The organism is Accumulibacter sp. (genome assembly GCF_029255285.1).
Taxonomy (GTDB): Bacteria; Pseudomonadota; Gammaproteobacteria; order Burkholderiales; family Rhodocyclaceae; genus Accumulibacter.
Window position 1 is genome coordinate 1 of the sequence record NZ_JAPUVI010000085.1, and the last position, 23,527, is coordinate 23,527.

The 23,527-nt window shown below is 64.6% G+C and carries 19 protein-coding genes and 1 pseudogene; 12 read left to right on the forward strand and 8 right to left on the reverse strand.

Going from position 1 to position 23,527, the window contains the following annotated elements; genetic code table 11:
• Positions 1-546, forward strand: a pseudogene (locus Q1M07_RS09330) (IS3 family transposase); the annotation flags it as partial.
• A 214-nt stretch (positions 547-760) separates the two neighbouring features.
• A complete protein-coding gene (locus tag Q1M07_RS09335; RefSeq protein WP_300453266.1) occupies positions 761-958 on the forward strand; it encodes a hypothetical protein in 198 nt (65 codons plus the stop codon).
• On the opposite strand, the gene Q1M07_RS09340 is transcribed toward Q1M07_RS09335, so the two are convergent.
• Positions 955-1,575 (reverse strand): glutathione S-transferase family protein, encoded by a 621-nt coding sequence (locus Q1M07_RS09340; RefSeq protein WP_300453268.1) that lies wholly within the window; start codon positions 1,573-1,575, stop codon positions 955-957. The two genes, Q1M07_RS09335 and Q1M07_RS09340, sit on opposite strands and share 4 nt — an antisense overlap.
• A gap of 49 nt (positions 1,576-1,624) precedes the next feature.
• Entirely contained in the window at positions 1,625-2,332 is a 708-nt protein-coding gene (locus Q1M07_RS09345; RefSeq protein WP_300453269.1) for a glutathione S-transferase N-terminal domain-containing protein, read from the reverse strand.
• Between the two features lie 217 nt (positions 2,333-2,549).
• Here Q1M07_RS09345 and Q1M07_RS09350 point away from each other — a divergent pair, with 217 nt between their 5' ends.
• On the forward strand, positions 2,550-4,883 hold the full coding sequence (locus Q1M07_RS09350; protein ID WP_300453271.1) for an SUMF1/EgtB/PvdO family nonheme iron enzyme: 2,334 nt from the start codon (positions 2,550-2,552) through the stop codon (positions 4,881-4,883).
• Between the two features lie 215 nt (positions 4,884-5,098).
• The gene (ppk2, locus tag Q1M07_RS09355) at positions 5,099-6,367 is read left to right on the forward strand and encodes a polyphosphate kinase 2 (RefSeq protein ID WP_300453273.1); all 1,269 of its coding nucleotides are present in this window, start codon (positions 5,099-5,101) and stop codon (positions 6,365-6,367) included.
• Positions 6,368-6,495: 128 nt separating this feature from the next.
• Here the strand turns inward: ppk2 and maiA are convergent, their stop codons facing one another.
• From maiA to Q1M07_RS09370, 3 genes are all read right to left on the reverse strand, one after another.
• On the reverse strand, positions 6,496-7,143 hold the full coding sequence (gene maiA, locus Q1M07_RS09360; RefSeq protein ID WP_300453275.1) for a maleylacetoacetate isomerase: 648 nt from the start codon (positions 7,141-7,143) through the stop codon (positions 6,496-6,498).
• 75 nt (positions 7,144-7,218) lie between these two features.
• The gene (locus Q1M07_RS09365; RefSeq protein ID WP_300453277.1) at positions 7,219-8,241 is read right to left on the reverse strand and encodes a fumarylacetoacetate hydrolase family protein; all 1,023 of its coding nucleotides are present in this window, start codon (positions 8,239-8,241) and stop codon (positions 7,219-7,221) included.
• Positions 8,242-8,337: 96 nt separating this feature from the next.
• Positions 8,338-8,874, reverse strand: a complete 537-nt coding sequence (locus Q1M07_RS09370; RefSeq protein ID WP_300453279.1) for a VOC family protein — start codon at positions 8,872-8,874, stop codon at positions 8,338-8,340.
• A 210-nt stretch (positions 8,875-9,084) separates the two neighbouring features.
• Here Q1M07_RS09370 and Q1M07_RS09375 point away from each other — a divergent pair, with 210 nt between their 5' ends.
• The 5 genes from Q1M07_RS09375 (at position 9,085) to Q1M07_RS09395 (ending at position 17,317) form a co-directional block, all read left to right on the forward strand.
• Positions 9,085-9,690 (forward strand): ATP-binding cassette domain-containing protein, encoded by a 606-nt coding sequence (locus Q1M07_RS09375; RefSeq protein ID WP_300453439.1) that lies wholly within the window; start codon positions 9,085-9,087, stop codon positions 9,688-9,690.
• Positions 9,687-10,490 carry an iron export ABC transporter permease subunit FetB gene (gene fetB / locus Q1M07_RS09380; RefSeq protein ID WP_300453281.1) on the forward strand — a complete coding sequence of 268 codons (804 nt, stop codon included), beginning with the start codon at positions 9,687-9,689 and terminating at the stop codon, positions 10,488-10,490. Before Q1M07_RS09375 ends, fetB begins: the two co-directional genes overlap by 4 nt.
• A gap of 352 nt (positions 10,491-10,842) precedes the next feature.
• On the forward strand, positions 10,843-15,516 hold the full coding sequence (locus tag Q1M07_RS09385; protein ID WP_300453283.1) for a PAS domain S-box protein: 4,674 nt from the start codon (positions 10,843-10,845) through the stop codon (positions 15,514-15,516).
• 136 nt (positions 15,517-15,652) lie between these two features.
• Complete coding sequence (locus Q1M07_RS09390) at positions 15,653-16,816, forward strand: fatty acid desaturase (RefSeq protein ID WP_300453285.1); 1,164 nt, start codon at positions 15,653-15,655, stop codon at positions 16,814-16,816.
• Between the two features lie 12 nt (positions 16,817-16,828).
• The gene (locus Q1M07_RS09395) at positions 16,829-17,317 is read left to right on the forward strand and encodes a disulfide bond formation protein B (protein WP_300453287.1); all 489 of its coding nucleotides are present in this window, start codon (positions 16,829-16,831) and stop codon (positions 17,315-17,317) included.
• A 39-nt stretch (positions 17,318-17,356) separates the two neighbouring features.
• On the opposite strand, the gene dut is transcribed toward Q1M07_RS09395, so the two are convergent.
• The 3 genes from dut to Q1M07_RS09410 all read right to left on the reverse strand — a co-directional run bounded on the left by dut (position 17,357) and on the right by Q1M07_RS09410 (position 19,885).
• Positions 17,357-17,821, reverse strand: a complete 465-nt coding sequence (dut, locus tag Q1M07_RS09400; RefSeq protein WP_300453289.1) for a dUTP diphosphatase — start codon at positions 17,819-17,821, stop codon at positions 17,357-17,359.
• Positions 17,821-19,014 carry a bifunctional phosphopantothenoylcysteine decarboxylase/phosphopantothenate--cysteine ligase CoaBC gene (coaBC, locus tag Q1M07_RS09405; RefSeq protein WP_300453291.1) on the reverse strand — a complete coding sequence of 398 codons (1,194 nt, stop codon included), beginning with the start codon at positions 19,012-19,014 and terminating at the stop codon, positions 17,821-17,823. The genes dut and coaBC overlap by 1 nt, the downstream gene beginning before the upstream one ends.
• Positions 19,015-19,150: 136 nt before the next feature.
• On the reverse strand, positions 19,151-19,885 hold the full coding sequence (locus tag Q1M07_RS09410) for a hypothetical protein (protein ID WP_300453293.1): 735 nt from the start codon (positions 19,883-19,885) through the stop codon (positions 19,151-19,153).
• A 111-nt stretch (positions 19,886-19,996) separates the two neighbouring features.
• Here Q1M07_RS09410 and Q1M07_RS09415 point away from each other — a divergent pair, with 111 nt between their 5' ends.
• From Q1M07_RS09415 to Q1M07_RS09425, 3 genes are read left to right on the forward strand one after another with little or no spacing between them, the layout of a single operon-like run.
• Entirely contained in the window at positions 19,997-21,415 is a 1,419-nt protein-coding gene (locus tag Q1M07_RS09415) for a coniferyl aldehyde dehydrogenase (protein WP_300453295.1), read from the forward strand.
• Positions 21,412-21,915: a hypothetical protein gene (locus tag Q1M07_RS09420; RefSeq protein ID WP_300453298.1), complete on the forward strand. Its 504-nt coding sequence runs from the start codon at positions 21,412-21,414 to the stop codon at positions 21,913-21,915. The genes Q1M07_RS09415 and Q1M07_RS09420 overlap by 4 nt, the downstream gene beginning before the upstream one ends.
• Positions 21,915-23,522: a GMC family oxidoreductase gene (locus Q1M07_RS09425; RefSeq protein WP_300453300.1), complete on the forward strand. Its 1,608-nt coding sequence runs from the start codon at positions 21,915-21,917 to the stop codon at positions 23,520-23,522. The genes Q1M07_RS09420 and Q1M07_RS09425 overlap by 1 nt, the downstream gene beginning before the upstream one ends.
• The last annotated feature ends 5 nt before the right edge of the window (positions 23,523-23,527 follow it).

Here is a 23,527-nt window from a genome sequence, read left to right on the forward strand (position 1 = left end):
CTGGTGCGCGAACGGCGAAGGCGTGGTTTCCCGGCGAGCAAGGAGCGGGGAGAGAGGTTGAGGCGCGAGAACGGGATTCACGCCCGTCACAAGCGCCGCGACAAGGTGACGACGGATTCGCGCCATGCCCTGCCGGTGGCAGACAACCTGTGGGCTCGCCAGTTCACAACCACCGCACCCCATCAGCTCTGGACCTCGGACATCACGTATTTATGGACGGATGAAGGCTGGCTGTACCTGGCTATCGTGCTGGATTTGCTCAACCGGGAAGTCGTGGGCTGGTCACTCAAACCCCGCCTGACGGCAGGCATCGTGACTGACGCCCTGACCATGGCGTGCTTCCGCCGCCGGCCTTTCCCGGGTCTGATGCCTCACTCCGACCGCGGTAGCCAGTACGCCAGCCCTGCGTTTCAGGACGAGCTCAAGGCGTACGGCATGGTCTGTTCGATGAGCCACCAGGGCAATTGCTGGGATAACGCGTTCACCGAGAGCGGATTCAACCGCTTCAAGAAGGAGCGGGTACATGGCGTACGTCATGCCAGCCATGCCGCCATGAAGGCCACCCGCGTTGAAAAACAGGTAGCATGAACCCCACCCTTTGGAAGACGAAAAACCGAGGGAAGCTCACCCGGCAAGCACTGGTGCAAGCGGCCGAGCTCTTCGCACAGGCCATGCGCGCGCTCGCCGTCGGCGACCGGGTGGCCGCCCGACGCCAGCTCGACGCCAGCTCGACGCGTCCTTGTCCTTGCGCAGGCAGCGATTGGGCGAGGCGATTGGCCAGTGGCTCGATCTCGGCGCGACCGAAGACGGGAGTCGGGAGGCGGCCGGCAGGCCAGCGCCAGAGCAGCCGCTCGTCGCCCAGTCCGGCGACATCGGAGTGGATTGGCCCGACCAGAGCGACGCGATGGTGCTGAGCGCGTCGGCCGGCGAGTCCGGTTTCTCGTCGCGCCGGCCCTAGGCGGCGGCGCTGCGGCGTTCGGCGATGCGCTCCCGGTAAGCTTGCAAGTGCGGCATGCCTTCCTCGCCCGGGCGGAACTTCATCAGCCCGCGCGCGAACTCCAGCGCGCAAAAGGCGGTGATGTCGGCAATCGTGAAGCGCTGTCCGGCAAGGTACGGCTGCGTGGCGAGTTCGCGATCAAGCCAGTGCGCCACCGCGCGCAGCTTCTCGCCCTGCGAGCGACCGAAATCGGGAAACTGCGGCTGCTCGAGCGGTGCCAGTCCGGGGTGGCAGTGACGGATCCAGTTGGCGATACCGCCAAACAGATAAAGTTCGACGCGACGATCCGCCATCTCGATGAATGCCCGCTCTTCGTAGTCGCGCCCCATCAGGTTGGGGTCCGGTGCCAGACCCTCAAGATAGGTGCAGATGGCACGCGTTTCGCCAAGACAGCGGCCGTCGTCGAGTTCGAGAACCGGAACCTTGGCCAACGGGCTCTTGGCGCGAAATTTGTCGCTCCGGTGCTCGCCAGTGGTCAGGTCGACGACTTCGTGCGTGATGCCGGACAAGCCTTTCTCGGCAATGAACATCAGTACACGGCGTGGGTTGGGTGCTCTGGGTGAGACGAAAAGCTTCATGGTGTCCTCGCGGCTGGCAGACCTGCTTTGTGAATCGGAAAGTGTCGCTTCAGACGCCGGCGTCGCGTGATTGACCGGTTTCGACCATGCGGCGTGCCTCGGCGGCGAATTTTAGCGCTTGCTCGCCGTCGGCGTCGCGATCGAGAGCCGACGGCGGCGTGCTGATCCCTCTTTGTACGGCCGGACGCGAACGAATCTGGCGGCACCAGCGGGCGAGCTGCGGCAAGTCGTCGATCTCGATGCCCGACCAGCGATGCGTGCGCACCCAGGCCCAGTTGGCGATATCGGCAATCGAGTAGTCATCGGCCAGATACTCGTGTTCCTTGAGATGGCCGTCGAGCACCCGGAACAGCCGCTTGCATTCGCCCTGATAGCGGTCGATCGCGGGCTGGATCTTCTCTAGAAAATAGCGGAAAAACACGTTGGCCTGGCCCATCATCGGGCCGATGCCGCCCATCTGAAACATCAGCCACTGGATGACGCGCGACCGACCCTTGGGGTCCGGCGGCAGAAGCTGGCCGGTCTTCTCGGCGAGGTAGAGCAGAATGGCGCCGGATTCGAAAACGGCGAAGTCGTCTGCGTCCCGATCGACGATCGCCGGAATGCGCCCGTTCGGGTTGATCGCCAGAAACCAGGGCTGCTTCTGCTCGCTGGCCGCCAGATTCAGCTCGTGTACCGCATAGGGCAGCGCGAGTTCCTCGAGGGCAATCGAGATTTTGTGCCCATTCGGGGTGGCCGCGGTGTAGAGATCGATCATGGTCATTGCCTCCTGATGGAAATAGGCACGCCAGCCAAGCGCTGCGTAGCGGGGGCATGATCGAGCAATGTCGTCGCGTTGGCAACTCCTGCCACCGGCCGCTGGCCGAGCAGGCGTTGCCATTCGGTAGAGCCTTCGGTCTGCGCGCCGTGTTCTTTCACCGGCCGATCTTTCGGGCTATCATCGTCGCAGGATGTTGCCGGAGGCTCGATCGCCAATGAGTTCGATGACTGCGCCGTCAGGCCGTGCCAGCGCCAACGTTCGGGAAGCCCTCTCGTTGCCGGCTGGGGCGGGCGCACCGGCGGACACTTCCGGCAACCCCAATCCCTACCCAGGTCTTGCCGCGTACAAACCGGAGGCGCACCACCTCTTCTTCGGGCGTGACGAGGACGTCGCGCGTGCGAGCGAACGCTTGGCACGGACTCGACTGCTCAGCGTCGTTGGCCGCTCAGGTACCGGAAAGTCGTCACTGGTCGCCGCCGGCATCGTCCCTCGCTTGCGCGAAATGCTCGGCGACATCGCCTATCGGCGCTGCGAGCCGCAGGCCGATCCATGCCGGCAGCTCGCCGAAGCGCTGTGTCGTGAGTTGCCGCGGAGTGAACGCGAGCAACAGCGCATCGACGAACTGCGGCGGGCAGTCAACGGCATCGTCGACATCGGCGCTCCCAATTCGTCCGAAGAACGTCTGGCGTCTGCCATCGAACACTTCTTCGACCAGCCCGGTGAGCGGCTGGTCTTGCTGATCGACCAGTTCGAAGGGCTTTTCACTCACGCCCCGGCTGCCTCGGGGCGGCGTTTTCGCGACCTGCTCGATGCCCTGCTCAGGGTCGATCGCCTCTATCTGGTACTGACGCTGCGCAGCGAATTCACGGCCCGCTTGATGGAGTGGCTGGGGGAGGAGCTTTTCCGCGAGTCTCTCATGGTGCTCGAGCCGATCACCGGGCGAGAGCAGTTGCACGCCATCATCACCGGTCCGGCTGAGGCGTATGGCGTGCCGGTACAGAAGGAACTGCTGGCCCGACTCGTGATGGCGGCGAGCGTCAGCAGCGGCGCGTTGCCGCTGATTGCTCTCAGTCTCGAGAAACTGTTCGAGCAGCGCGACCCCGAGCGGGGCCTGACGCTCGAAGCCTACCAGCAGATGGGTGGCCTGGAGAGCATCGTCGAGAGCGCCGCAGCGAGCATCGAGCGATTGATCGTCAGTGAGCCCGAGTTGGAGCTTGCTTGTGTTCGCCTGTTCGCCGAGCTGGCGACCGTGGTCGACGAACTGCCGACCCGCCGTACCGTCGAGATCGCGCCGCTGCGAGCCGATCCGCTGCTCGGTCGGTTGGTCGATGCCTTGCGCAGCCAGGGCTTTCTGGCCGATCCCGACGACCGGCACGTCGAGCTTGCCCACGAAACGTTGCTCAGCCATTGGCCACGCCTGCGTCAATGGTGCGACCGCTATCGTGCCAGTCTGGCGCTGCGCCGGCAGGCGAAACAGGCGGCGAGGGACTGGCTGCAGGCGGTCGAGCACGACGAGGCGTTGCCCGCCAGCGGTCAGGCCCGGCGCGCCGACGCGCTGCGTTGGGGCTGGGAAAGGCAGAGGCCGGTGCTGCTCGCCTTGCTCGATCTGGGCAACCGGTCGGCGCCCGTCGAACCGGACTTCGACGATTCCGGCATCGACGCCTGGCGGGTGCTCGAGAGCAGCTTGGAGAAAGGCTTGCGCCGTTTTCTCCAGCCGGAGCCGCTGACGCTGCTCGACGAACTGAGCGGTGACGAGACGGCGCATCATCGACGCGAGGAAATCGGTTTGCGGCTCAATCAGATGGGGGATCCGCGGCGCGGCGTCGGTTTGGCGGCCAGCGGTCTTCCCGAAATCGCCTGGGTCGACGTGACGGCCGGCGAAGTTCAGCTCGAAGGCAAAGGTAGTCAGGTTTTCGCGGTCGACGCGTTGCGTATCGCGCGATATCCGGTCACCTGGCAACAGTACAATGCCTTCGTCAATGCGGAAGACGGCTATCGTGACCGGCGCTGGTGGCGAAAACTGAAGCAAAGGAAGCAGCCCGGCGAGGCGCGCTGGGGTTTTCTGAACTACCCGGCGATCAACGTCTGCTGGAGCGACGCGATCGCCTTTTGCCGCTGGCTCAACGAGCAGTTCGGGTCGCACGGGCCAGATGTCATTCGCTTGCCGACCGAATGGGAATGGCAATGGGTTGCCCAGTCCGGCGCCGCCAGGCGGAAGTACCCATGGTCCGAAGAATGGAATCCAGCACGCGCCAACAGCCACGAAAGCGGCGTTGGCCGGACGATGGCCGTCGGCATGTATCCCGCGGGGGCGCCGGACGGATCGCTGGTGGCTGATCTGGCTGGAAACGTGTGGGAATGGTGTCTCAACGAGTATCACCAGCCGGCCAACACGCAGATTGGTGGTGATCAGCCGCGAGCGATGCGCGGAGGTTCCTGGCTCGACTATCCGGGTGATTTGCGGGCGGCCAAACGCGAGTATTTTGCGCCCGACGACCGCGACGGCGACATCGGCTTTCGCATCGTTCTGGCGCCGCCGCTTGACTAGCGCCGCGCGCGTGACGGGTGTGGCCGGCGACCCGGCGGATCGCCGGGGGGTTTTCTGCTCGTCTGCCGGAGCAACGCGAAAAAAATCTCCCAAAGACCCCTTCGATGACCGGCAAGCGATTGAACTTTCTGAGTTATCGGCGCTATCATGATAAATGCCGCCGATCGTCGATCAGGCGACAGATCTGTAGAACATATCCACTTGGAGAGAGATAGATGGACAAGAGAACGCCGCCGCCCGCACCTTCTTCCGACAGCGTCACGTCGGGCGGGACTGCACCCGTCGACGCCGTCGAGACACCGGTCGGCAAGCCGGCAGGGCGAGCGCCGAGGGCGCGCGCCGCTTCGGCGGCCACGCGGGCGGCGCAGCCACGCCGGGCGTCGGCCGGCGACGTGGCTCCGGCGCGTACGCCGGCCGCCATGGAGGCGTATGACGTTGCCGAAGCGGCCAGTTCGGCCATCGAGCAGAAGAAGGTGGCCCTGAGCGACATCATCGCCCATGTCTCGGTGGGCGATACGGCATCATTGGCCAAGACGCTGGAAGCGATCATGACCGGCTCGTCGCCGGACGATGCGCAGGCCTTGCGCAAGGCGCTGCTCGGCAAGGAAGAAGCGCCGGCGGCGAAACCGGCGAGCAGCCCGGACGACGAACTGGCGACGAGCTGGCGCGACACGAATTCCTACCCCTACCGCAACCTGATGTCGCGCCGGGCCTACGAGAAGCAGAAATACCGCTTGCAGGTCGAACTTCTCAAGCTGCAGAACTGGGTCAAAGAGACCGGGCAACGTGTCGTGATCATCTTCGAAGGGCGCGATGCCGCCGGCAAGGGCGGCGCCATCAAGCGCTTCACCGAGCACCTCAACCCGCGCGGCGGACGCGTCGTGGCGCTCGAGAAGCCGAGCGAACTGGAGCGTGGCCAGTGGTATTTTCAGCGCTACGTCAAGCATTTGCCAACAGCCGGCGAGATCGTGTTCTGCGACCGCTCGTGGTACAACCGGGCCGGCGTCGAGCGCGTCATGGGCTTTTGCACGGACGACGAGTATACCGAGTTCATGCGCCAGACGCCCGAAGTCGAGCGGACCCTGGTGCGTAGCGGCATCCACCTGATCAAGTTCTGGTTCTCGGTCAGCCGCAAGGAGCAGCGGCGTCGCTTCAAGGAGCGCGAAGTGCATCCGCTCAAGCAGTGGAAACTGTCGCCGATCGACCTTGCCTCGCTCGACAAGTGGGACGACTACACCAAGGCCAAGGAGGCGATGTTCTTCCACACCGACACGGCCGAAACCCCCTGGACGGTGATCAAGTCGGATTGCAAGAAACGCGCTCGATTGAACGCGATGCGTTACGTGCTGCATAAGCTGAACTACGTCGGCAAGGACGTCGACGCCATCGGGCCGATCGACCCGCTGCTCGTCGGTCGCCCGCACGTGGTTTACGAGCCCAGCGGTTCGGCGCTGCCGGCCGGCACGCATACGCCGATCCTGTAGTCCCGACGCTTGGTCTTGCAATGGGCATCCGGGGCGCGGGCGCGCTTCCGATGCCCGTCGTCGTTGGGCGTAGCGGCCACGATGCCAGCGTGAAGGCGCTTCCGCTGGTCTTCTTGCCCCGCGCTGGTTTATTCGCTGTCGGGTTGGCGTGCCGGGTGTGCCGCCGCAAAAGCTTCCAGTTCGACACAAAGGCGATTGATGCGGCGGATCGTCGGGTAGGGAGTCAAGTCCACCGAGAAGCGTTCGGCGTTGAAAACCTGGGGGATCAGGCAGCAGTCGGCGAGCGTCGGCTGGTCGCCGTGGCAGAAGTCGCCGGTGTGCTCGTCGCGCGCCAAATGCGTCTCGATGGCGCGAAACCCTTCCTCGATCCAGTGCCGGTACCAGGCCGCCTTTTCTTCCTCGGACACCCGCAGCGTGTTACCGAGATACTTGAGGACGCGTAGATTGTTGATCGGATGGATATCGCAGGCGACGATCAGCGCCAGCGCGCGGACTCTCGCCCGCCCCGCTGGGTCGGCCGGGAGCAGCGCTCTGCCGGGGTAAGCTTCGTCGAGGTAGTCGAGAATCGCCAGCGACTGGCTGATTGTGATCTCGCCATCCTGCAGGCAGGGCAACAGGGCCCCCGGGTTGATAGCGCGGTAGCCGGCTTGCAGGTGTTCGCCGCCGTGGCGCAGCAGATGCACCGGCATGGTTTCGTAGGCCAGATCCTTGAGTTGCAGTCCGAGGCGCACGCGGTAGGCGGCAGAGCTGCGGAAGTAGCTGTAGAGCTTGAGCATGGCCGTTCCTTGCTGGTCGATGGGTGTGGCGCCGGGCGGCCTCCCGGCGCAGGGTGCTGGCGCGGCGTGCCCGTTTCACTGCGCCGCCGCCCAGGGCGCCACGGCCTGTTCGATGGCGCCGAAAACGCTGCGACCGTCGCGGTCGAGCATCTCGATCCGGACACGGTCGCCGAACTTCAGGAAGCCGGTCTGCGGAGCGCCTTTTTCCAGGGTTTCGTACATCCGCAACTCGGCCAGGCAGCAATAGCCGACGCCGCCGTCGCCGATGCTCGAGCCATGCGTCGCCATCTGCCGGTTGGAGACCGTTCCCGACCCGATGATCGACCCGGCCTCCAGCTCGCGTGTCCGGGCGGCGTGCGCGATCAGTCGGGTGAAGTCGAATGTCATGTCGAGGCCGGCATTCGGCTGGCCGAAGAGCCGGCCGTTGATATGCACCAGCAAGGGCAGATGGACCTTGCCGCCGTGCCAGGCGTCGCCCAGTTCGTCGGGTGTCACGGCCACGGGCGAGAAGGCGGTGGCCGGTTTCGACTGGAAGAAGCCGAAACCCTTGGCCAGTTCCTCAGGGATCAGATGGCGCAGCGACACGTCGTTGGCCAGCATCAGCAGGCGGATGGCCGCCGCGCATTCGTCTGCCCCGGCGCCCATCGGCACGTCGCCGGTGATGACCGCCAATTCCGCCTCGAGATCGATTCCCCAGTCCTCGGAGAGCGCCCGTATCGGGTCGCGCGGACCGACGAAGGAATCGGATCCGCCCTGGTAGATCAGCGGGTCGCTGCGCAAAGAAGCCGGCAGTTCGGCTCCACGCGCCCGGCGCACCAGTTCCACGTGGTTGATGTACGCTGATCCGTCGGCCCATTGGTAGGCCCGCGGCAGCGGCGAATGGCAGCGCTCCTCGGCGAAAGGCTGGGCGTGCCGCGCGGCGCCGTTGTTCAGGCCGACATAGACCTCGCTTAGCTGCGGCGCGCAGTCCGACCAGTCGTCGAGGGCTTGCTGAAGCGTGCGGGCGATGCCTGCAACCGGCTGGCAGCGAGTCAGGTCACGGCTGACCACGACCAGCGTGCCATCGCGGCCGCCCGATTTCAGGGTGGCAAGTTTCATCGCTCGATTCCTCCGTTGTCTCGTCTGCTGTCCGAGGTACGGCAGCAGAGCCCTGCGCCGCCCGGCGCGGCGCACGCTCGGACCCGCGGGCGCCGCTCAGGCGCCATGACTGCCGTCGTGCATCCAGGCGGCGTGTTTCGGTGCCCGGCGCGTCCTCGCCCATTCGTTCAACATCTCCCACTTGACGGCGTCCAGCCGCTGCATCATTTCCGGCGTCGCGGTGTTCCAGGCCAGTTCGAGGCGATGGCCGCTCGGGTCGAAGAAATAGATCGACTGGAAAATCGTGTGGTTGGTAACGCCCACCACCTCGATGCCATCCGCCATCAGGCGCTCCTTGGTGGCCAGGAGTTCGTCGTGCGATCCGACCTCGAAAGCGATGTGCTGCGTCCAGATCGGCGTGTTGCGGTCGCGGTCCATCGGCGGCTTGGTCGGCAGTTCGAAGAAGGCGAGGACGTTGCCGTCGCCGGCGTCGAGAAAGACATGCATATAGGGGTCCGGTTCGCCCGTCGAGGGCACCTTGTCCTCCGCGATGGCGAGGATGAAATCCATGCCGAGGTACTTGCCGTACCACTCGACGGTCTGTTTGGCGTCGCGGCAGCGGTAGGCGACATGATGGATCTTGCGCAGCTTCATCTTCTTCTCCCGTGACGGTTGGTCGGCGCACAATCAGGCGGAATGCGGAGCGGGCGAAATCCGGTACGCGGCATTTGCCGCTCAGCCCATTAATACCGAACTCGAGTTCGGATGGCAACGTTTACGCCTACAATCGTCGCTCGCGCCGATCTGCCCGGCAAGTTCGCCGGCGCTTCGACCTTTTTTCCATCGCTTCGGGAGCACCGAGACTTGGCTGCCTTGCGTCTTCGTCAGTTCGTCACGCGGCACGTTGGTCCGATCGAACTTGCGGTCGCGGGTGGCGAATGCGTCTGTATCGAGGGGGCTTCCGGAAGCGGCAAGACGCTTTTGTTGCGCGCCATCGCCGACCTTGATCCCTGCCGCGGCGAAGCGTCGCTCGACGGCACCTCCTGCGCCAGCGTGCCACCCCCGCTCTGGCGGCGTTCGGTGGCGCTGGTCGCGGCCGAGAGCCAGTGGTGGTCGGAACGCGTAGGCGACCATTTCGAACACGGGCTAGACCCGGTTTGGCTGGAACAGCTCGCTCTGCCGGTGGCTTCGCTGGACTGGGAGGTTGGCCGTTGCTCGACCGGCGAGCGGCAACGGCTGGCCCTTTTGCGAAGCTTGATGCTCGGTCCGGCGGCCTTGCTGCTCGACGAACCGACCGCGAGTCTCGACCAGGATACGACGCGACGCGTCGAAGCCTTGCTCGACGACTATCGCCGCCAGCGGCAGGCGGCTGTGCTATGGGTCAGCCATGACGCCGGTCAGATTGGACGTGTGGCACAGCGTCGCTTCATCCTGCGCGATGGCCGGCTGGAAGAGGGCGGGTCGGCATGAAAGCGATCGTCCTGGCGCCCGTCGACCTGGCTCTTGCCGCATTGCTGATCGTTGCCCTCGCTGGGCTGTCGCGCCGAATGCGACTCGGCATCGAAGGGCAGTTGCTGTCCTCGGCGGCGCGCAGCACGATTCAGTTGCTGCTCATCGGACTGGTGCTCAAGGTTCTGTTCGACAATGCCCACTTGGCTTGGGTGGCGCTGATGGCGGGGGTGATGATCGGCGTTGCCGGGCGCGAGGTGATGGTCCGTCAGAAACTCCGATTCCTTGGCTGGTGGGGATTCGGCCTGGGAAGCCTGGCGATGTTCGTTTCCTCCTTCACGGTTACCGTGCTGGCCCTGGTGCTGGTGATCGGTAGCCACCCGTGGTATGCACCACAATACGCCATACCGCTGCTCGGCATGATTCTCGGCAACACGATGAACGGAATTTCCTTGGCGCTCGACCGTCTGACCCAGGAGGCACTACAGAAACGTCAGATCATCGAGACCCGGCTGGCGCTCGGGCAGCCCTGCCGGCAGGCGATTTCGGACAGTCGTCGCGAAGCGATCCGGGTCGGCCTGATTCCGATCATCAACGCCATGGCGGCGGCCGGCATCGTCAGCCTGCCGGGCATGATGACCGGCCAGATACTTGCCGGAACGCCACCGGTAGAAGCGGTCAAGTATCAGATTCTGGTCATGTTCCTGATCGCCGGCGGTACTGGATTCGGCACCGTGGTGGCGGTCAGCCTGGCCGCCCGACGGCTGTTCGACGAGCGCCAGCGCTTGCGCATCGATCGCCTGCGCCAGCCCGGAAGTTGATTCGGCGACGTCGACCCGCCGGTTGCTGAATGGCATCGCCTGCTGCGCGTTTGGCCGCTTGTCGGCCGGCCCCGGCGCCGGCCGGCGGGGCGAAAACGCTCCCGAACCGAAAATTGCCTTACAGTTACGGCCTGTCGCATCGTCCCGACTGCTGGAGGAGATTACGTTTGGATGGCAGATCGATCGTCGGCCCGGTGTCCGCTAGGCTTTTCGCCGCCGAGTCATCGTTCCGAATGTGCACCGCGCGGCGGCCTGCAGGCGCCTGATGGTCGCCGCGCACCGCTCACTTGAGGGCAGATCGTCGGCCCGCCCATTGTGGTCGTGGTTGGCGTGGCGATTCGCGGCGGCGGCGATGCTGCCGCTCCTGCTGGTCGCCGTGCTCGTCTTGTGCGTTCTGCTGCCACAGTTGCGGGTAGACATCGAAGCACGTCATCAGTCGCTGGCGCGCGCCGTTGCCGCGCAGATTGAAGCGCAACTGTTCGGCGCGGGACGTGAACTGTCGGCGCTGGCGGCCTATCTCGGTCGGCGAGGCGAGCGTTCGGCGTCCGTCTGGTACGAACCGCTCGATGCACATACCGGATCGGGCGACGTCTTCGCGGCGATCTACATCGTCGGCCCGGATGGTCGGGTCAATGCCGTCGGCCTGCCATCGAGGCAGCGCGACCGGCGGGCTGATCTGGTGGGCACCGACTTGTCCCGCTGGGCGGCGCTGAGCGAAGCGCGCGGGCAGCGCAAGGCGGTATGGTCCGAGGTCTTCCGGTCGACGATCAGCGGCCGGCTGGTGACGAGTTTGACGATTCCGTTGGCCGACGACGTACTGGTCGGCGAGGTCGCCATCGATCATCTGACCGAGTTTCTCCGCCGCTTGCCGAGCGCGGTGGCGAGCTTGACACTCGTTCTTGACCGCCGCGGTCAGGTCATCGCGCATTCCCAAAGCGATACCCGTGTCCAGGACATCGATCCATCTTCCCTGCCGGTGCTCGGCAACGCCCTGCTCGAGCGACTGGCGACGCAGGAACTCGAACTCGACGGCGTGCCTTTCGTCGGGACGCGGATTGCTGTGCCGCAACTTGGCTGGACTGTGCTGGTCGCGCAGACGCGGTACGAGGCGCTGAAGCCCTTTCTGTCGACCTTGTGGGTACTGGCTGCCGGTGCGCTGGTCGCCGTACTTTTGGCGGCGACTGGCACGCTGATCCTGGTGCGCGGCCTGGCTCGGCGTATCAGCGGCTACACCGATCAGGCGCAGGCGATTGCCGATGGCGACTACGACCAACCGTGGCCCGCCTCACGGATCCGTGAGTTCGAACGTCTGGCCGACGAACTCGATCGCATGTCGCGGGCGATTCGCCAGCGCGAAGGGGAACTGGCGGCCAGCGAGGCACGCTACCGGTCGGTGATCAGCAACGCGCCCGTGGTGATTTTTCAGTTTGACGAGGACGGGGTGTTCTCGCTCAGCGAAGGCAAGGGCCTGGCAAGCGTCGGCCTGGTGGCGGGGCAGGTGGTAGGCCGGTCGTTGTTCAGCCTCTACCGGGACTACACCGAGCTTTGCGAACAGGCCAGACGTGCCATCGCCGGAGAAACGCGGCACCACGTCTTGCGCATCGGCGATACCGTTTTCGATACCTATCTCAACCCAGTGCGCGATGCCGCCGGAGCAATCCAGGTGATGGGTGTCGCGGTGGACATCACCGGGCGTCTGAGGGCCGAGGAGGAACTGCGGCAAGCGAACCTGGTGGTCGAGAACAGCCCGGCGATACTGTTCCGCTGGCGGGCCGTGGAGGGTTGGCCGACGGTATTCGTGTCGCGCAATGTGAGCCAGCTTGGCTACTCGCCCGAAGACTTGCTGAACGGTTCCACCTCCTTCGTCTCGCTGATACACCCCGATGACCGGCAGCGGGTTGCCGACGAAGTGCGAGCCCATGCCGACAGCCGGACCGATCATTTCGAGCAGGAGTATCGGATTGTCACCCGTAACGGCGCCGTGCGCTGGGTGGACGACCGTACCGCCGCCGAACGGAATGCCGCTGGCGAGATCACGCACTATCAGGGTATTCTGATCGATACCAGCGAGCGCAAACGGGCCGAGGAAGCACTCCGCCAGGTCAATCGGCAGTTGCGGATGATGAGCGACTGCAACCAGGCGCTGATTCGCAGCAGCGACGAGACCGACCTGCTGAATACGGTTTGCCGGATCGTCGTGCAGACCGGTGGCTATCGGATGGCTTGGGTAGGCTACGCGCAGTACGACGCGGCACGGACGGTCGAGCCGGCGGCCTGGGCCGGTCACGAGGAGGGCTATCTCGAGGGTCTCGACACGACGTGGGGTGACGACGAACGCGGGCAAGGCGGCAACGGCACGGCGATTCGCAGCGGGATGCCTTGTGTGATTCAGAACTTGGCCAGCGATCCGCGCTTTGCGCCGTGGCACGCGCGCGCCGCCGAGCGCGGCTATGGCGCCCTGTGCTCCTTGCCGCTGCGGGCGGCGGGGCTGATTTTCGGCGCCTTGAGTATCTATTCGTCGGCCCCCGACGCATTCGATACTCAGGAAGTCGTGCTGTTGAGCGAACTGGCGGGCGATCTGGCCTTCGGCATCAACGTGCTGCGCACCCGGAACGAACGCGAACTGGCCGATCGGGCACTGCGCGAAAGCGAACTTCTGCTGCGCAGGTCGCAAGAGGTCGGCGACCTTGGCTCGTTCTGCCTGGACGCCGACTCCGGAAGGTGGGTGAGTTCGGAGAAGCTCGATCGGATCTTCGGCATCGACGAGTCTTTCCCCAAAACGCTGGACGGATGGATGGCACTGGTTCATCCCGACGAACGAGAGGAGATTCGGCAGTATCTGACTGCTCACGTTCTTGCCGGGTGGCAGCGCTTCGATCGGGAGTACCGCATCATTCGCCGACACGATGGCGACGAACGCTGGGTGCATGGACTCGGCGAAGTCGAGTTCGACGACCGAGGGGTGCCGGTCAAGATGATAGGCACGATCCGCGACATCACCCAGAGCAGGCTGGCGGAGCAGGCCCTGCATGAGAGCGAGGCGCGCTACCGCGTGCTGTTCGACAGCAATCCGCACCCGATGTGGGTCTATGACCTGAAGACGCTCGCTTTTCTGACCGTCAACGATGCCGCCGTGCGGCGCTACGGCTATTCGCGCGACGAATTCCTGCGCATGACCATCATGGATATCCGGCCACGAGAGACCATCCCACTGTTACTCGAGGATGTCGTTGCCGTCGAAGAAGGGATCGGTGACGCGGGTTTTTCCCAACACATCCGGAAGGACGGCTCGCTGGTCGATGTCGAGATTACTAGCCATACACTGACTTTCGAGGGACGACCGGCCGAACTGGTGCTGGCCAACGACATTACGGAGCGGTTGCGCTATGAGCAGGCCTTGCTACAAAGCGAGCTGAAGTATCGCGAGCTCGTCGAAAACGCGAATAGCATCATCCTGCGCTGGAACCAGCGGGGTGAGATCACTTTCATCAACGAGTTCGGACTGAAGTACTTCGCTTATCAGGAAGACGAACTGCTGGGTCGGCACGTCGTCGGCACCATCGTCCCGGGCGATGATAGCGACGGTACGGATCTGCGCCGGCTGATGGACGAAATCTGTGCCCATCCCGAACGCTTCGAGCACAACATCAATCAGAACATGCGTCGCGATGGCGAGCGCGTCTGGGTTTCGTGGACCAACAAGGCGATCCTCGATGCCAGCGGACAGGTGTGCGAGGTTTTCAGCATCGGCTCGGATATTACCGAGCGCAAGCGGGCGGAAGCCGCTTTGCGCGAAAGCGAGGAGCGCTTCGCCACGGCTTTCCGCGCCAGCCCGGCGCCGATGGCGATCACGGACATCGAGACCGGTCGTTTCATCGACGTGAACGCACAACTGCAGCGCATGTTCGGCTATGCCCGGGAAGAGTTGATCGGCCATACGTCGCGCGAACTCGGTGTTTGGGCCGACGCCGGACATCGCGAAAGGATGGTCGCCCAGTTGCGTGCCGAAGGCTTCGTCCGCGAGGCGCCGACGCGCTTCGCCACCCGCACCGGGGATATTCGCGAAGCGCTCTGGTCGGGCGAAGTGATTCGGCTTGGCGATCAAGACGTCATGTTGTCCCTGATCTTCGACATTACCGAGCGGCGGCACGCCGAGGAGCAACTCCGGCAGTACCGTGAGCACCTGGAGGAACTCGTGGCCGAGCGAACGACCGAATTGCAGCGCGCCAACGAGGAGTTGCGCCAGGCGATGGCGCAACTCGTGCAGGCCGAAAAGCTGGCGGCGCTCGGCAATCTGGTCGCCGGAGTGGCGCACGAACTGAGCACGCCGTTAGGCAATACGCGGGTCGTTGCCAGCCTGCTCGGCGAACAGTTGAGCGAATTCGCCGGTGCCGTCGAGGCGGGTGCCTTGCGTCGTTCGCAGGTCGAGGCGTTTCTTGGTCGAAGCCGCGAAGCGGTCGACTTGCTCGAGCGCAATTCGGCCCGCGCCGCCGACCTGATCGGTCACTTCAAGCAAGTGGCGGTGGACCAGAGCAGTGCGCGGCGCCGCTGCTTCGACTTGCGCCAGACGGTCGAGGAAATGCTGGTCACGTTGCGACCGTCGTTCAAGGGTTCTCGCCATCGAATCGAGGTGGACATCGCCGACGGGCTGCAAATGGACAGCTATCCGGGTCCGCTCGAACAGGTCGTCGCCAATCTCGTCGGCAACTCGCTGACGCATGGCTTTGTCGGCATAGACGAAGGCTGCATTGAACTGCGTGCCGAAACCGCCGGTGCGACGCACGTCGCTCTCCGCTGCGCCGATAACGGCGTCGGTATTTCACCGGCGACGGTGAACCGTATCTTCGAACCGTTCTTCACCACTCGCCTCGGCCAGGGTGGCAGCGGCCTGGGTTTGTACATTGTCTACAACCTGGTGACCGGAGTACTGGGCGGTACGATCGAGGTGGACAGTTCACCGGCAGGAGGAACGGTGTTCACCCTTCTGTTGCCGCGCACAGCACCGGAATGCAAACCGACGGACTAGCCCGTCGTGCCAGCGTTGTGGGGGCCACTTCTGGCTGCCGAGAGCGCTCTTCCCCGACATTTTTTCCTCCGCGGGCCGTTTGGTTCCAGAGTCCTGTTGCCTTACAATCGAGGGTCGGATCTCGGGAGGGCAAGCTATGCACGCAGGACTGGTCGATTGGCCTTGGTGGGCCTACGTCTTGACTACACTGGCCTTGACGCACGTGACCATTGCCTCGGTGACCATCTTCCTGCACCGGCACCAGGCCCACCGCGCACTTGATCTGCATCCCGTAGTGGCGCACTTTTTTCGTCTGTGGTTGTGGTTGAGTACCGGCATGGTGACCAAAGAGTGGGCGGCCATCCATCGCAAGCACCACGCCAAGTGCGACACGGCCGATGATCCGCACAGTCCCCAGATGTTCGGCATCAACCGCGTGCTCTGGGGCGGCGTTTTCCTTTACGTCAAAGAAGCGCGGAATGCCGAAACGCTGCAGCGTTACGGCCGTGGGACGCCGGACGACTGGCTGGAAAATCACCTCTACTCCCCATGGCACAAGCTGGGCATTGTGATCATGCTGGCAATCGACACGGCGGTTTTCGGTGCACTAGCCGGGCCGCTGATCTGGGCCGTTCAGATGGTCTGGATTCCGTTCTGGGCGGCGGGGGTAATCAACGGCCTCGGACATTTCTGGGGTTACCGGAATTTCAGCCCGGCCGACGCGAGCACCAACCTCTGCCCCTGGGGGATTTTTATCGGTGGCGAGGAACTGCACAACAATCACCACACCTTCGCCACGTCGGCGAAGTTGTCTATCCACTGGTACGAATTCGACATCGGTTGGCTTTATATCCGTATCCTCGCTGCCTTGCACTTGGCTCAGGTCAAGAAGGTGGCGCCGCGGCCACGACTCGGCACGCTGCGCCCGGTGGTCGATTTCGATACCCTGCAAGCGGTGATCGTCTATCGTTACGATGTCCTTTCGCGCTATGCGGAGTCGCTGAAGCAGGTTTACCGGGAAGAACTCGCCAAGCGGCATGACGGGGATCGCTTTAGGGGTCTCAAGCGTTGGCTGGCGGCCGACGCCGGGGCGGTGCCACAGGAATTGCGGGAACGCCTCGAATCCCTGCTCGGCGAGAGTCGAGCGCTGAAAACGGCGTACAGCATGCGTCAGGAACTGGCGGCGGTGTGGGAACGTTCGAATGCTTCCGGCGAGCAGCTTGTCAAGGCGCTGCAGGATTGGTGCGAGCGGGCCGAAAGCTCGGGCGTGCGCCAGTTGCGGGAGCTGTCGATGCGCTTGCGCAGCTATGCGCCGGCCTGATTGGGGCGGCTGATGGACTTTCCTCGGCGCCTCCATTTTGGTCTGTTGGCCTTGGCCGCTGTCGGGTTGACGGGCGCCGCGCTGGTAATCGGTGAAGCGATGAAGGTGCAGCCTTGTCCGCTGTGCATCTTTCAACGCCTGCTCTACCTGCTGATCGGCGGCTTGGCGCTGGCGGGCGTCGTGTTGCCCGGTTGGTGGCGTTTGTGGAGCGCGCTGCTCGGCCTCACGGCGCTCGGTGGGTTGGCGAGCGCGGGCTACCAGAGCTGGTTGCAGTACTTTCCCAGCGCGAGCAAAGAGTGCGGTTTTGGCGATCCGACGCTGATCGAGCAGATCGTCGACTGGTTCGGTGTGCGCTGGCCGGCCATGTTCATGGCCACCGGTTTCTGCTCGAGCAAGGACTGGGTTTTCCTTGGCTTGTCGATGGCCAACTGGTCGGGCATCTGTTTTGCCGGTTTTGCCGTTGCCGCTCTGCGCCTTCTGGCGAGACCCGAGCCGCGTTGAGCCGCTGCGGAGGCGTTCAGGCGTTCGCTGCGACGCGCCTCAGGATCGACCGGTGCTGCCGAAACCACCGTCGCCGCGCGGGCTGGCGGTGAATTCTTCGACGATGTTGAACGTCGCGCGCAGCACGGGAACGATTACTAGTTGCGCCAGCCGTTCGAGGGGCTGCAGCGTAAAGGCTACCGTACTGCGGTTCCAGGTCGAGACCATGATCTCGCCCTGATAATCCGAGTCGATCAGTCCGGTCAGGTTGCCGAGAACGATTCCGTGTTTGTGGCCGAGGCCGGAGCGCGGCAGGATGATCGCGGCGAGGCCCGGGTCGGCGAGATGAATCGCGATTCCCGTGGGAATCAGCCGCGTTTCGCCGGGCTTGATTTCCACGGCCGTCGCGATGCAGGCCCGCAGATCAAGACCTGCCGCGCCGGCAGTGGCGTAGTGCGGCGGCTGCTCGTGCAGGCGAGCATCGAGCAGTTTGACGTCTATCGTCCGGTGGCCGGTACTTGGCATCAGCGTTTCTCGAGTAATGCGGCGATGCGTGCCACGAGCAGGCGCGCGAGTGCGATCTTGGGCGCCGGCGGCAAGGGGTGCTGGCCGTCGTCGTCAAACAGGGTCAGCGTATTTTGCTCTCCGCCGAAGCCGTCGGCGATCAGGTTGCCGACGATCAAGGGGATACGCTTGCTGCGCCGCTTGCTCTCGGCGTACTCGGCCAGCCTTTCGCTTTCGGCAGCGAAACCGACGCACAGCGGCGGCTGGGGAAGCGCCGCGATGTCACCGAGAATGTCCGGGTTCTGCCGCAGCTCGATGGCGGGTGGCTGGGTTTGCGCTCCTTTCTTGATCTTCTGGTCGAGCGGCCGCGCGGGACGGTAATCGGCCACCGCCGCGACGGCGACAAAAACGTCGTTGCCGGCGATCTGGCGATGAACCTCCGCATGCATTTCCAGGGCGCTGGTCACGGCAATGCGTTTGACGCCTGGCGGGCAGGACAGCGCCACCGGGCCGGAAACCAGCGTCACCTGGGCGCCGGCTTCGCGGGCGGCGCGCGCGATGGCGTAGCCCATCTTTCCGGTGGACAAGTTGGTGATGCCGCGTACCGGGTCGATCGCCTCGAAGGTCGGGCCGGCGGTCAGCAGCAGCCGTTTGCCGGCCAAGTGTTTCGGCTGGAAGTGGCTGATCACCTCGCCCAGAATCTCTTCCGGTTCGAGCATCCGCCCCGGTCCCGTCTCGCCGCAAGCCTGGTCGCCGCAGGCCGGACCGAAGATGTTGACGCCATCGGCGCGCAGCGTCGCCAGATTGCGGATCGTTGCCGGGTTTTCCCACATCTGGCGATTCATCGCCGGCGCCACGTGCAGCGCGCAGTCGCGGGCCAGAACCATGGTCGTCAGCAGGTCGTCGGCCAGGCCGTTGGCCAGTTTGGCGAGACAGTCGGCTGAGGCGGGGGCGATCAATAGCGCATCGGCTGTCCGCGAGAGCTCGATATGCGCCATGTTGTTGGCGATGCGCGGATCCCACTGGTCGGTGAACACTGGCCTGCCGGAGAGCGCCTGAAAGGTGACCGGGGTGACGAAATGGGTCGCGGCTTCGGTCATCACGACCTGAACCGAGGCCCCTTCCCGGACCAGAAGGCGAACCAGTTCGGCGGCCTTGTAAGCGGCGATGCCGCCAGTCACACCGAGGACGAGGCATTTTTCGGCGAGTTCCATGGGCGGTGATTTTCAGTTCGGTGAGAAAGCCTGGTGGCGGATTCTACCCGATTCACATCGCGCGGGCCGCCGGCCGAGGCGAAGGGGCGTGGGCAAGCCACCGTCTGCCTTGGGTTGCGGCCGGTAATCGGTCGTCCTACAGCATGGCGAAAGGGTTTGGCGTACCGGAAAAGAGGTCTGCCAACAGTGCCTGTTCCTTGCCGTCGATCGAATCGAGAAACTCGGTGGCCGAACCCATGCCGCGAAAGGCGCTGAAGCCGGAATCGAGAAAAGTGTGCAAGTCGCCTAGTCCGGCAAGGTGTGCCGGACCGCGCATCAGTTTGAGGAGGGTGCTCAACAGGGGCTTTCTGGCCAGCCTGTCGAGCGCTTCTCCGGTCTGTCGTATCAACATGATTTGCCGTTCGCGCTCGGCTCGACAACCGACCCGACGGTAAGCCGCGGCGTAGGCATCCTCATCGATGGCGTCGATCATCCCGTCCCGGCAGAGTTCGGCGACCATCGCCGAATCGAGCTGCTCGGTCAGCGCATCGACTTCGACAGCCAGTGCAACGGTGCGCAGCGCCGACGCCGGCAACATGCTGATCAGCATGGGAAGGATTCGCTCGACTTCCTGGTCGCGGCTGCTGAAGTCCTTCGGACCGTAGAGGTCGGAGAGAAAAAACTGTGCTGCCGGCCCGAAGCGTTCGCTGGCCAGCAGATCGGCGTGGCTGCGCGCCAGGCGTGCCGCCTGCCATTCACGCAGCCGCAGTCGCTTGGCCGCCGCCGCGGGATCGACGTTGGCTTGCTGGCGCAGGAGTTTGGCCGCCTTGAGGTGTCGCCGCAAAGCGTCGGCACTGTGCTGCTTGGCGTTGACGTCGGTCAGTTCGTCCATGCGACCGAATTATGCGCCGCCAGGTCTACGCTGTTTAGAGGCCAGGCACTAACAGCCGGTCGCGGCAACGCCTACACTTGCTCTCGAAGCCGACCCAGAAAGGAGCCGTGCATGCCTCATCCCGATTCGCTGGCGAACCGCTTTGCGCGCTTGCAGCTTGCTGCGCGCGGCGATCCGCATCCGCTGCGGGCGGTGCGCGAGCGCCGCTTGCTGGCACTTGACCGGCTGTTGCTCGACAACGAGGCAGCGATCGCCGATGCCGTGCGGCGCGATTTCGGTCATCGTTCGCCGGCCGAGACGCGCTTGCTCGAGCTGTTTCCGAGCCACGAGGCGATTGCTTACGCGCGCCGGCATCTGGCGCGCTGGATGCGGCCGCAGGCGCGCTCGGTGTCACTTTGGTTCCAGCCAGGCAGGGCCGAGGTACGTTACCAGCCGCTCGGCGCGGTGGGTATCATCGTTCCGTGGAACTATCCGGTTTTTCTCGCGGCAGCACCGCTCGCGGCAGCGCTGGCGGCGGGCAATCGGGTGCTGGTCAAGATGTCCGAGAACAGCCCGGCAACCGCTTCGTTGTTTGCCGAACTGGTCGCCAGGTCCTTTGCCGACGACGAGCTGTCGATCGTCGAGGGCGATGTCCGCGTGGCGCAGGAGTTCGCGCAGCTCCCCTTCGATCACTTGTTGTTCACCGGGTCGACGGCCGTCGGTCGGCACGTGATGCGCGCCGCGGCCGACAATCTGACGCCGGTGACGCTCGAACTGGGCGGCAAGTCGCCGGCCATCATCGGTCCCGGTGCGGTAGCGGCTGGTCATTTCGCCCGTGCCGTCGAACGCATCGTCGTCGGCAAGTGCCTCAACGCGGGACAAACCTGCATCGCGCCCGACTACGTCCTGTTGCCCGTCGGGCACGAGCAGGCGTTCATCGATCGTGCCCGGCAGGTCGTTGCCGCCTGCTATCCGGACATCGCGCACAGCGCGGACTATTCGACGATTGTCGATCAGCGCCAGTACGTGCGCCTCGTGAGCTACATCGACGAGGCGCGGGCGCGCGGCGCGCAGGTCGTCGATCTGGCGCCGGGCGCGCTTGCCGACCCACGGACGCGCCGGCTGCCGCCGCTGGTCTTTCTTCAGGCCGGCGACGATCTGCGCGTGATGCGTGAGGAAATCTTCGGGCCGCTGCTGCCGCTCGTTCCCTACTCCAATCTCGAGGCGGCGATTGGCTACGTCAATGGTCGGCCAAGGCCGCTGGCGCTGTACTATTTCGACCACGAGCGCGTCAACATCGAGCGCGTTCTGAACGAAACGGTTTCCGGCGGGGTGACGGTCAACGACACCATCCTGCATATTGCCCAGGACGATCTGCCGTTCGGCGGCGTCGGTCCGAGTGGCATGGGCTGCTATCATGGCCTGGCGGGCTTCGAGACCTTCTCGGTACGGAAAGCGGTTTTTCGGCAGTCGCGGCTGTCCGCCGTCGGCCTGTTCAGTCCGCCCTATGGTGCCTTGTTCGATCGCTTGACGAGGATCCTGCTGCGATGATGCTCAACCGGAGGCAGTTCATCAGGGCCGGTCTGGCCGGCAGCGCGTTGCTGGCCTTTGCCGGCTGGCTCAACGCCGCTGGGCAGCGCGCGCTGAACGACGCCGAGCGCGACATGCTGGCCGCGGTGGTCAACGCATTGCTCGACGGCGCGCTGCCGGGCGACAGCGGGCAGCGTCGCCGCTTGGTGGCCTTGACGGTAGATGGTATTGCCGTCGAGGTGGCCGGTTTTTCGCTGGCCACCCAAAAGGAGATCGGCGAGCTGTTCGGCCTGTTGGTGGCCGCTCCGGGGCGGTGGCTGTTGGCCGGTGTCGGCAAGGCGTGGCGGGAAGCCAGTGTGACGGATGTTTCCGACTTCTTGCAGGCCTGGCGGACAAGTCGTCTGGACCTTCTGCAGGGTGCCTACGCCGCGCTGCACGATCTGACCTTTGGCGCCTGGTATGCGCGTCCGGAAACCTGGGAGGCGATTGGCTATCCTGGTCCACCAAAGGGGTATTTCTGATGCAAGACCCGATCAAGCTTGGCCTGGCTGCCGGCTGGAAGCACTTCGACGCTTCGGCACTGGCCAGGAGCCAGACGATCGAAGCAGACGTCGTCATCGTCGGTAGCGGGGCTGGCGGCGGAGTGAGCGCCGACATTCTCAGCGACGCCGGGTTGCGCGTCGTGCTGGTCGAGGAAGGGCCTTTGCGCTCATCGACCGATTTCAGAATGCGCGAGTCGGAGGCCTATCCAGAGTTGTATCAGGAGTCGGGAGCGCGCAAGACGGCCGACAAGGCGATCAACATCCTGCAGGGGCGCTGTGTCGGCGGCTCGACGACGGTGAACTGGACCAGCAGCTTTCGCACTCCGCCCGAGGTCTTCGCGTACTGGCAACGGCAGTTCGGTTTGCGGCAACTCAGCAGCGAGGCGATGAGTTCGTGGTTTGCGGTGATGGAGCACAAATTGTCGGTGCGCTCCTGGGATACTCCACCCAACCCGAACAACCAGTTGCTGCTTGCCGGTGGCGAGAAGCTCGGGGTCGACGTCGGCCTTATCAAGCGCAACGTCAAAGCCTGCTGGAACCTTGGCTATTGCGGTCTGGGCTGCCCGACCAACGCCAAACAGTCGATGCTGATAACGACCATTCCGGCCGCGCTGAGCCGTGGCGCCGTACTGTATTCGCGGTTGCGCGCCGAGCGTCTGCGCTTTGCCGGCAACCAGGTGGCGGCTCTCGATTGCCAGGCGCTGCAGCCGGACGGTATCCGTCCATCGGGCAAGCGGGTGCAGTTGCGCGCTCGCCACTTCATCGTCGCCGGCGGTGCCATAGGCAGCCCGGCTTTGCTGATGCGCAGCGGGGTTCCCGATCCGTATCGGCGGCTCGGCAAACGTACCTTCTTGCACCCGGTCATCATTTCAGCGGCACTGATGCCGGATCGTGTCGATGCCTACGCCGGTGCGCCGCAGTCGATCTATTCCGATCACTTTCTGCATCAGGCACCGATCGATGGCCCGCTCGGCTTCAAACTGGAAGCCGCGCCGCTGCATCCCGTGCTGTTCGCGACGACGCTGCAGGGCTATGGCCAGGCGCATGCCCGCCTGATGCGCGAATTCACCCAGGCCAGCGTCGCGCTGGCATTGCTGCGCGACGGTTTCCATCCGGCGAGCGTTGGTGGCCAGGTGCGTTTGGGGGCCAATGGTCTGCCGGTGCTCGACTACCCGCTCGGCGACGTGATCTGGGAAGCCGCCCGGCGTGCGCTGCTGGCGATGGCCGAGATCCAGTTTGCCGCCGGAGCGCGCTGGGTCACCCCGGTGCACGAATCGACTCCGGGGTATACCAGTTGGGCCGAAGCGCGCCGGGGAATCGCCGAACTGCCGCTCAAACCCTTCGTCTGCCGGGTGGTCAGTGCGCACGTCATGGGTGGCTGCGCGATGGCTGACGCGCCACAGCGCGGTGTCGTCGACCATCGCGGGCGGCACTTCTGGCTCGGCAACCTGTCCGTCCATGACGGTTCGGTTTTCCCGACCAGCCTGGGCGTCAATCCGCAACTCTCGATCTACGGACTGGTCGCCCGCAACGCCAGCCTGCTTGCCGCCGAATTGTCGGGCCGGCCGGTGCCGGCGATTCCCTGAGGACT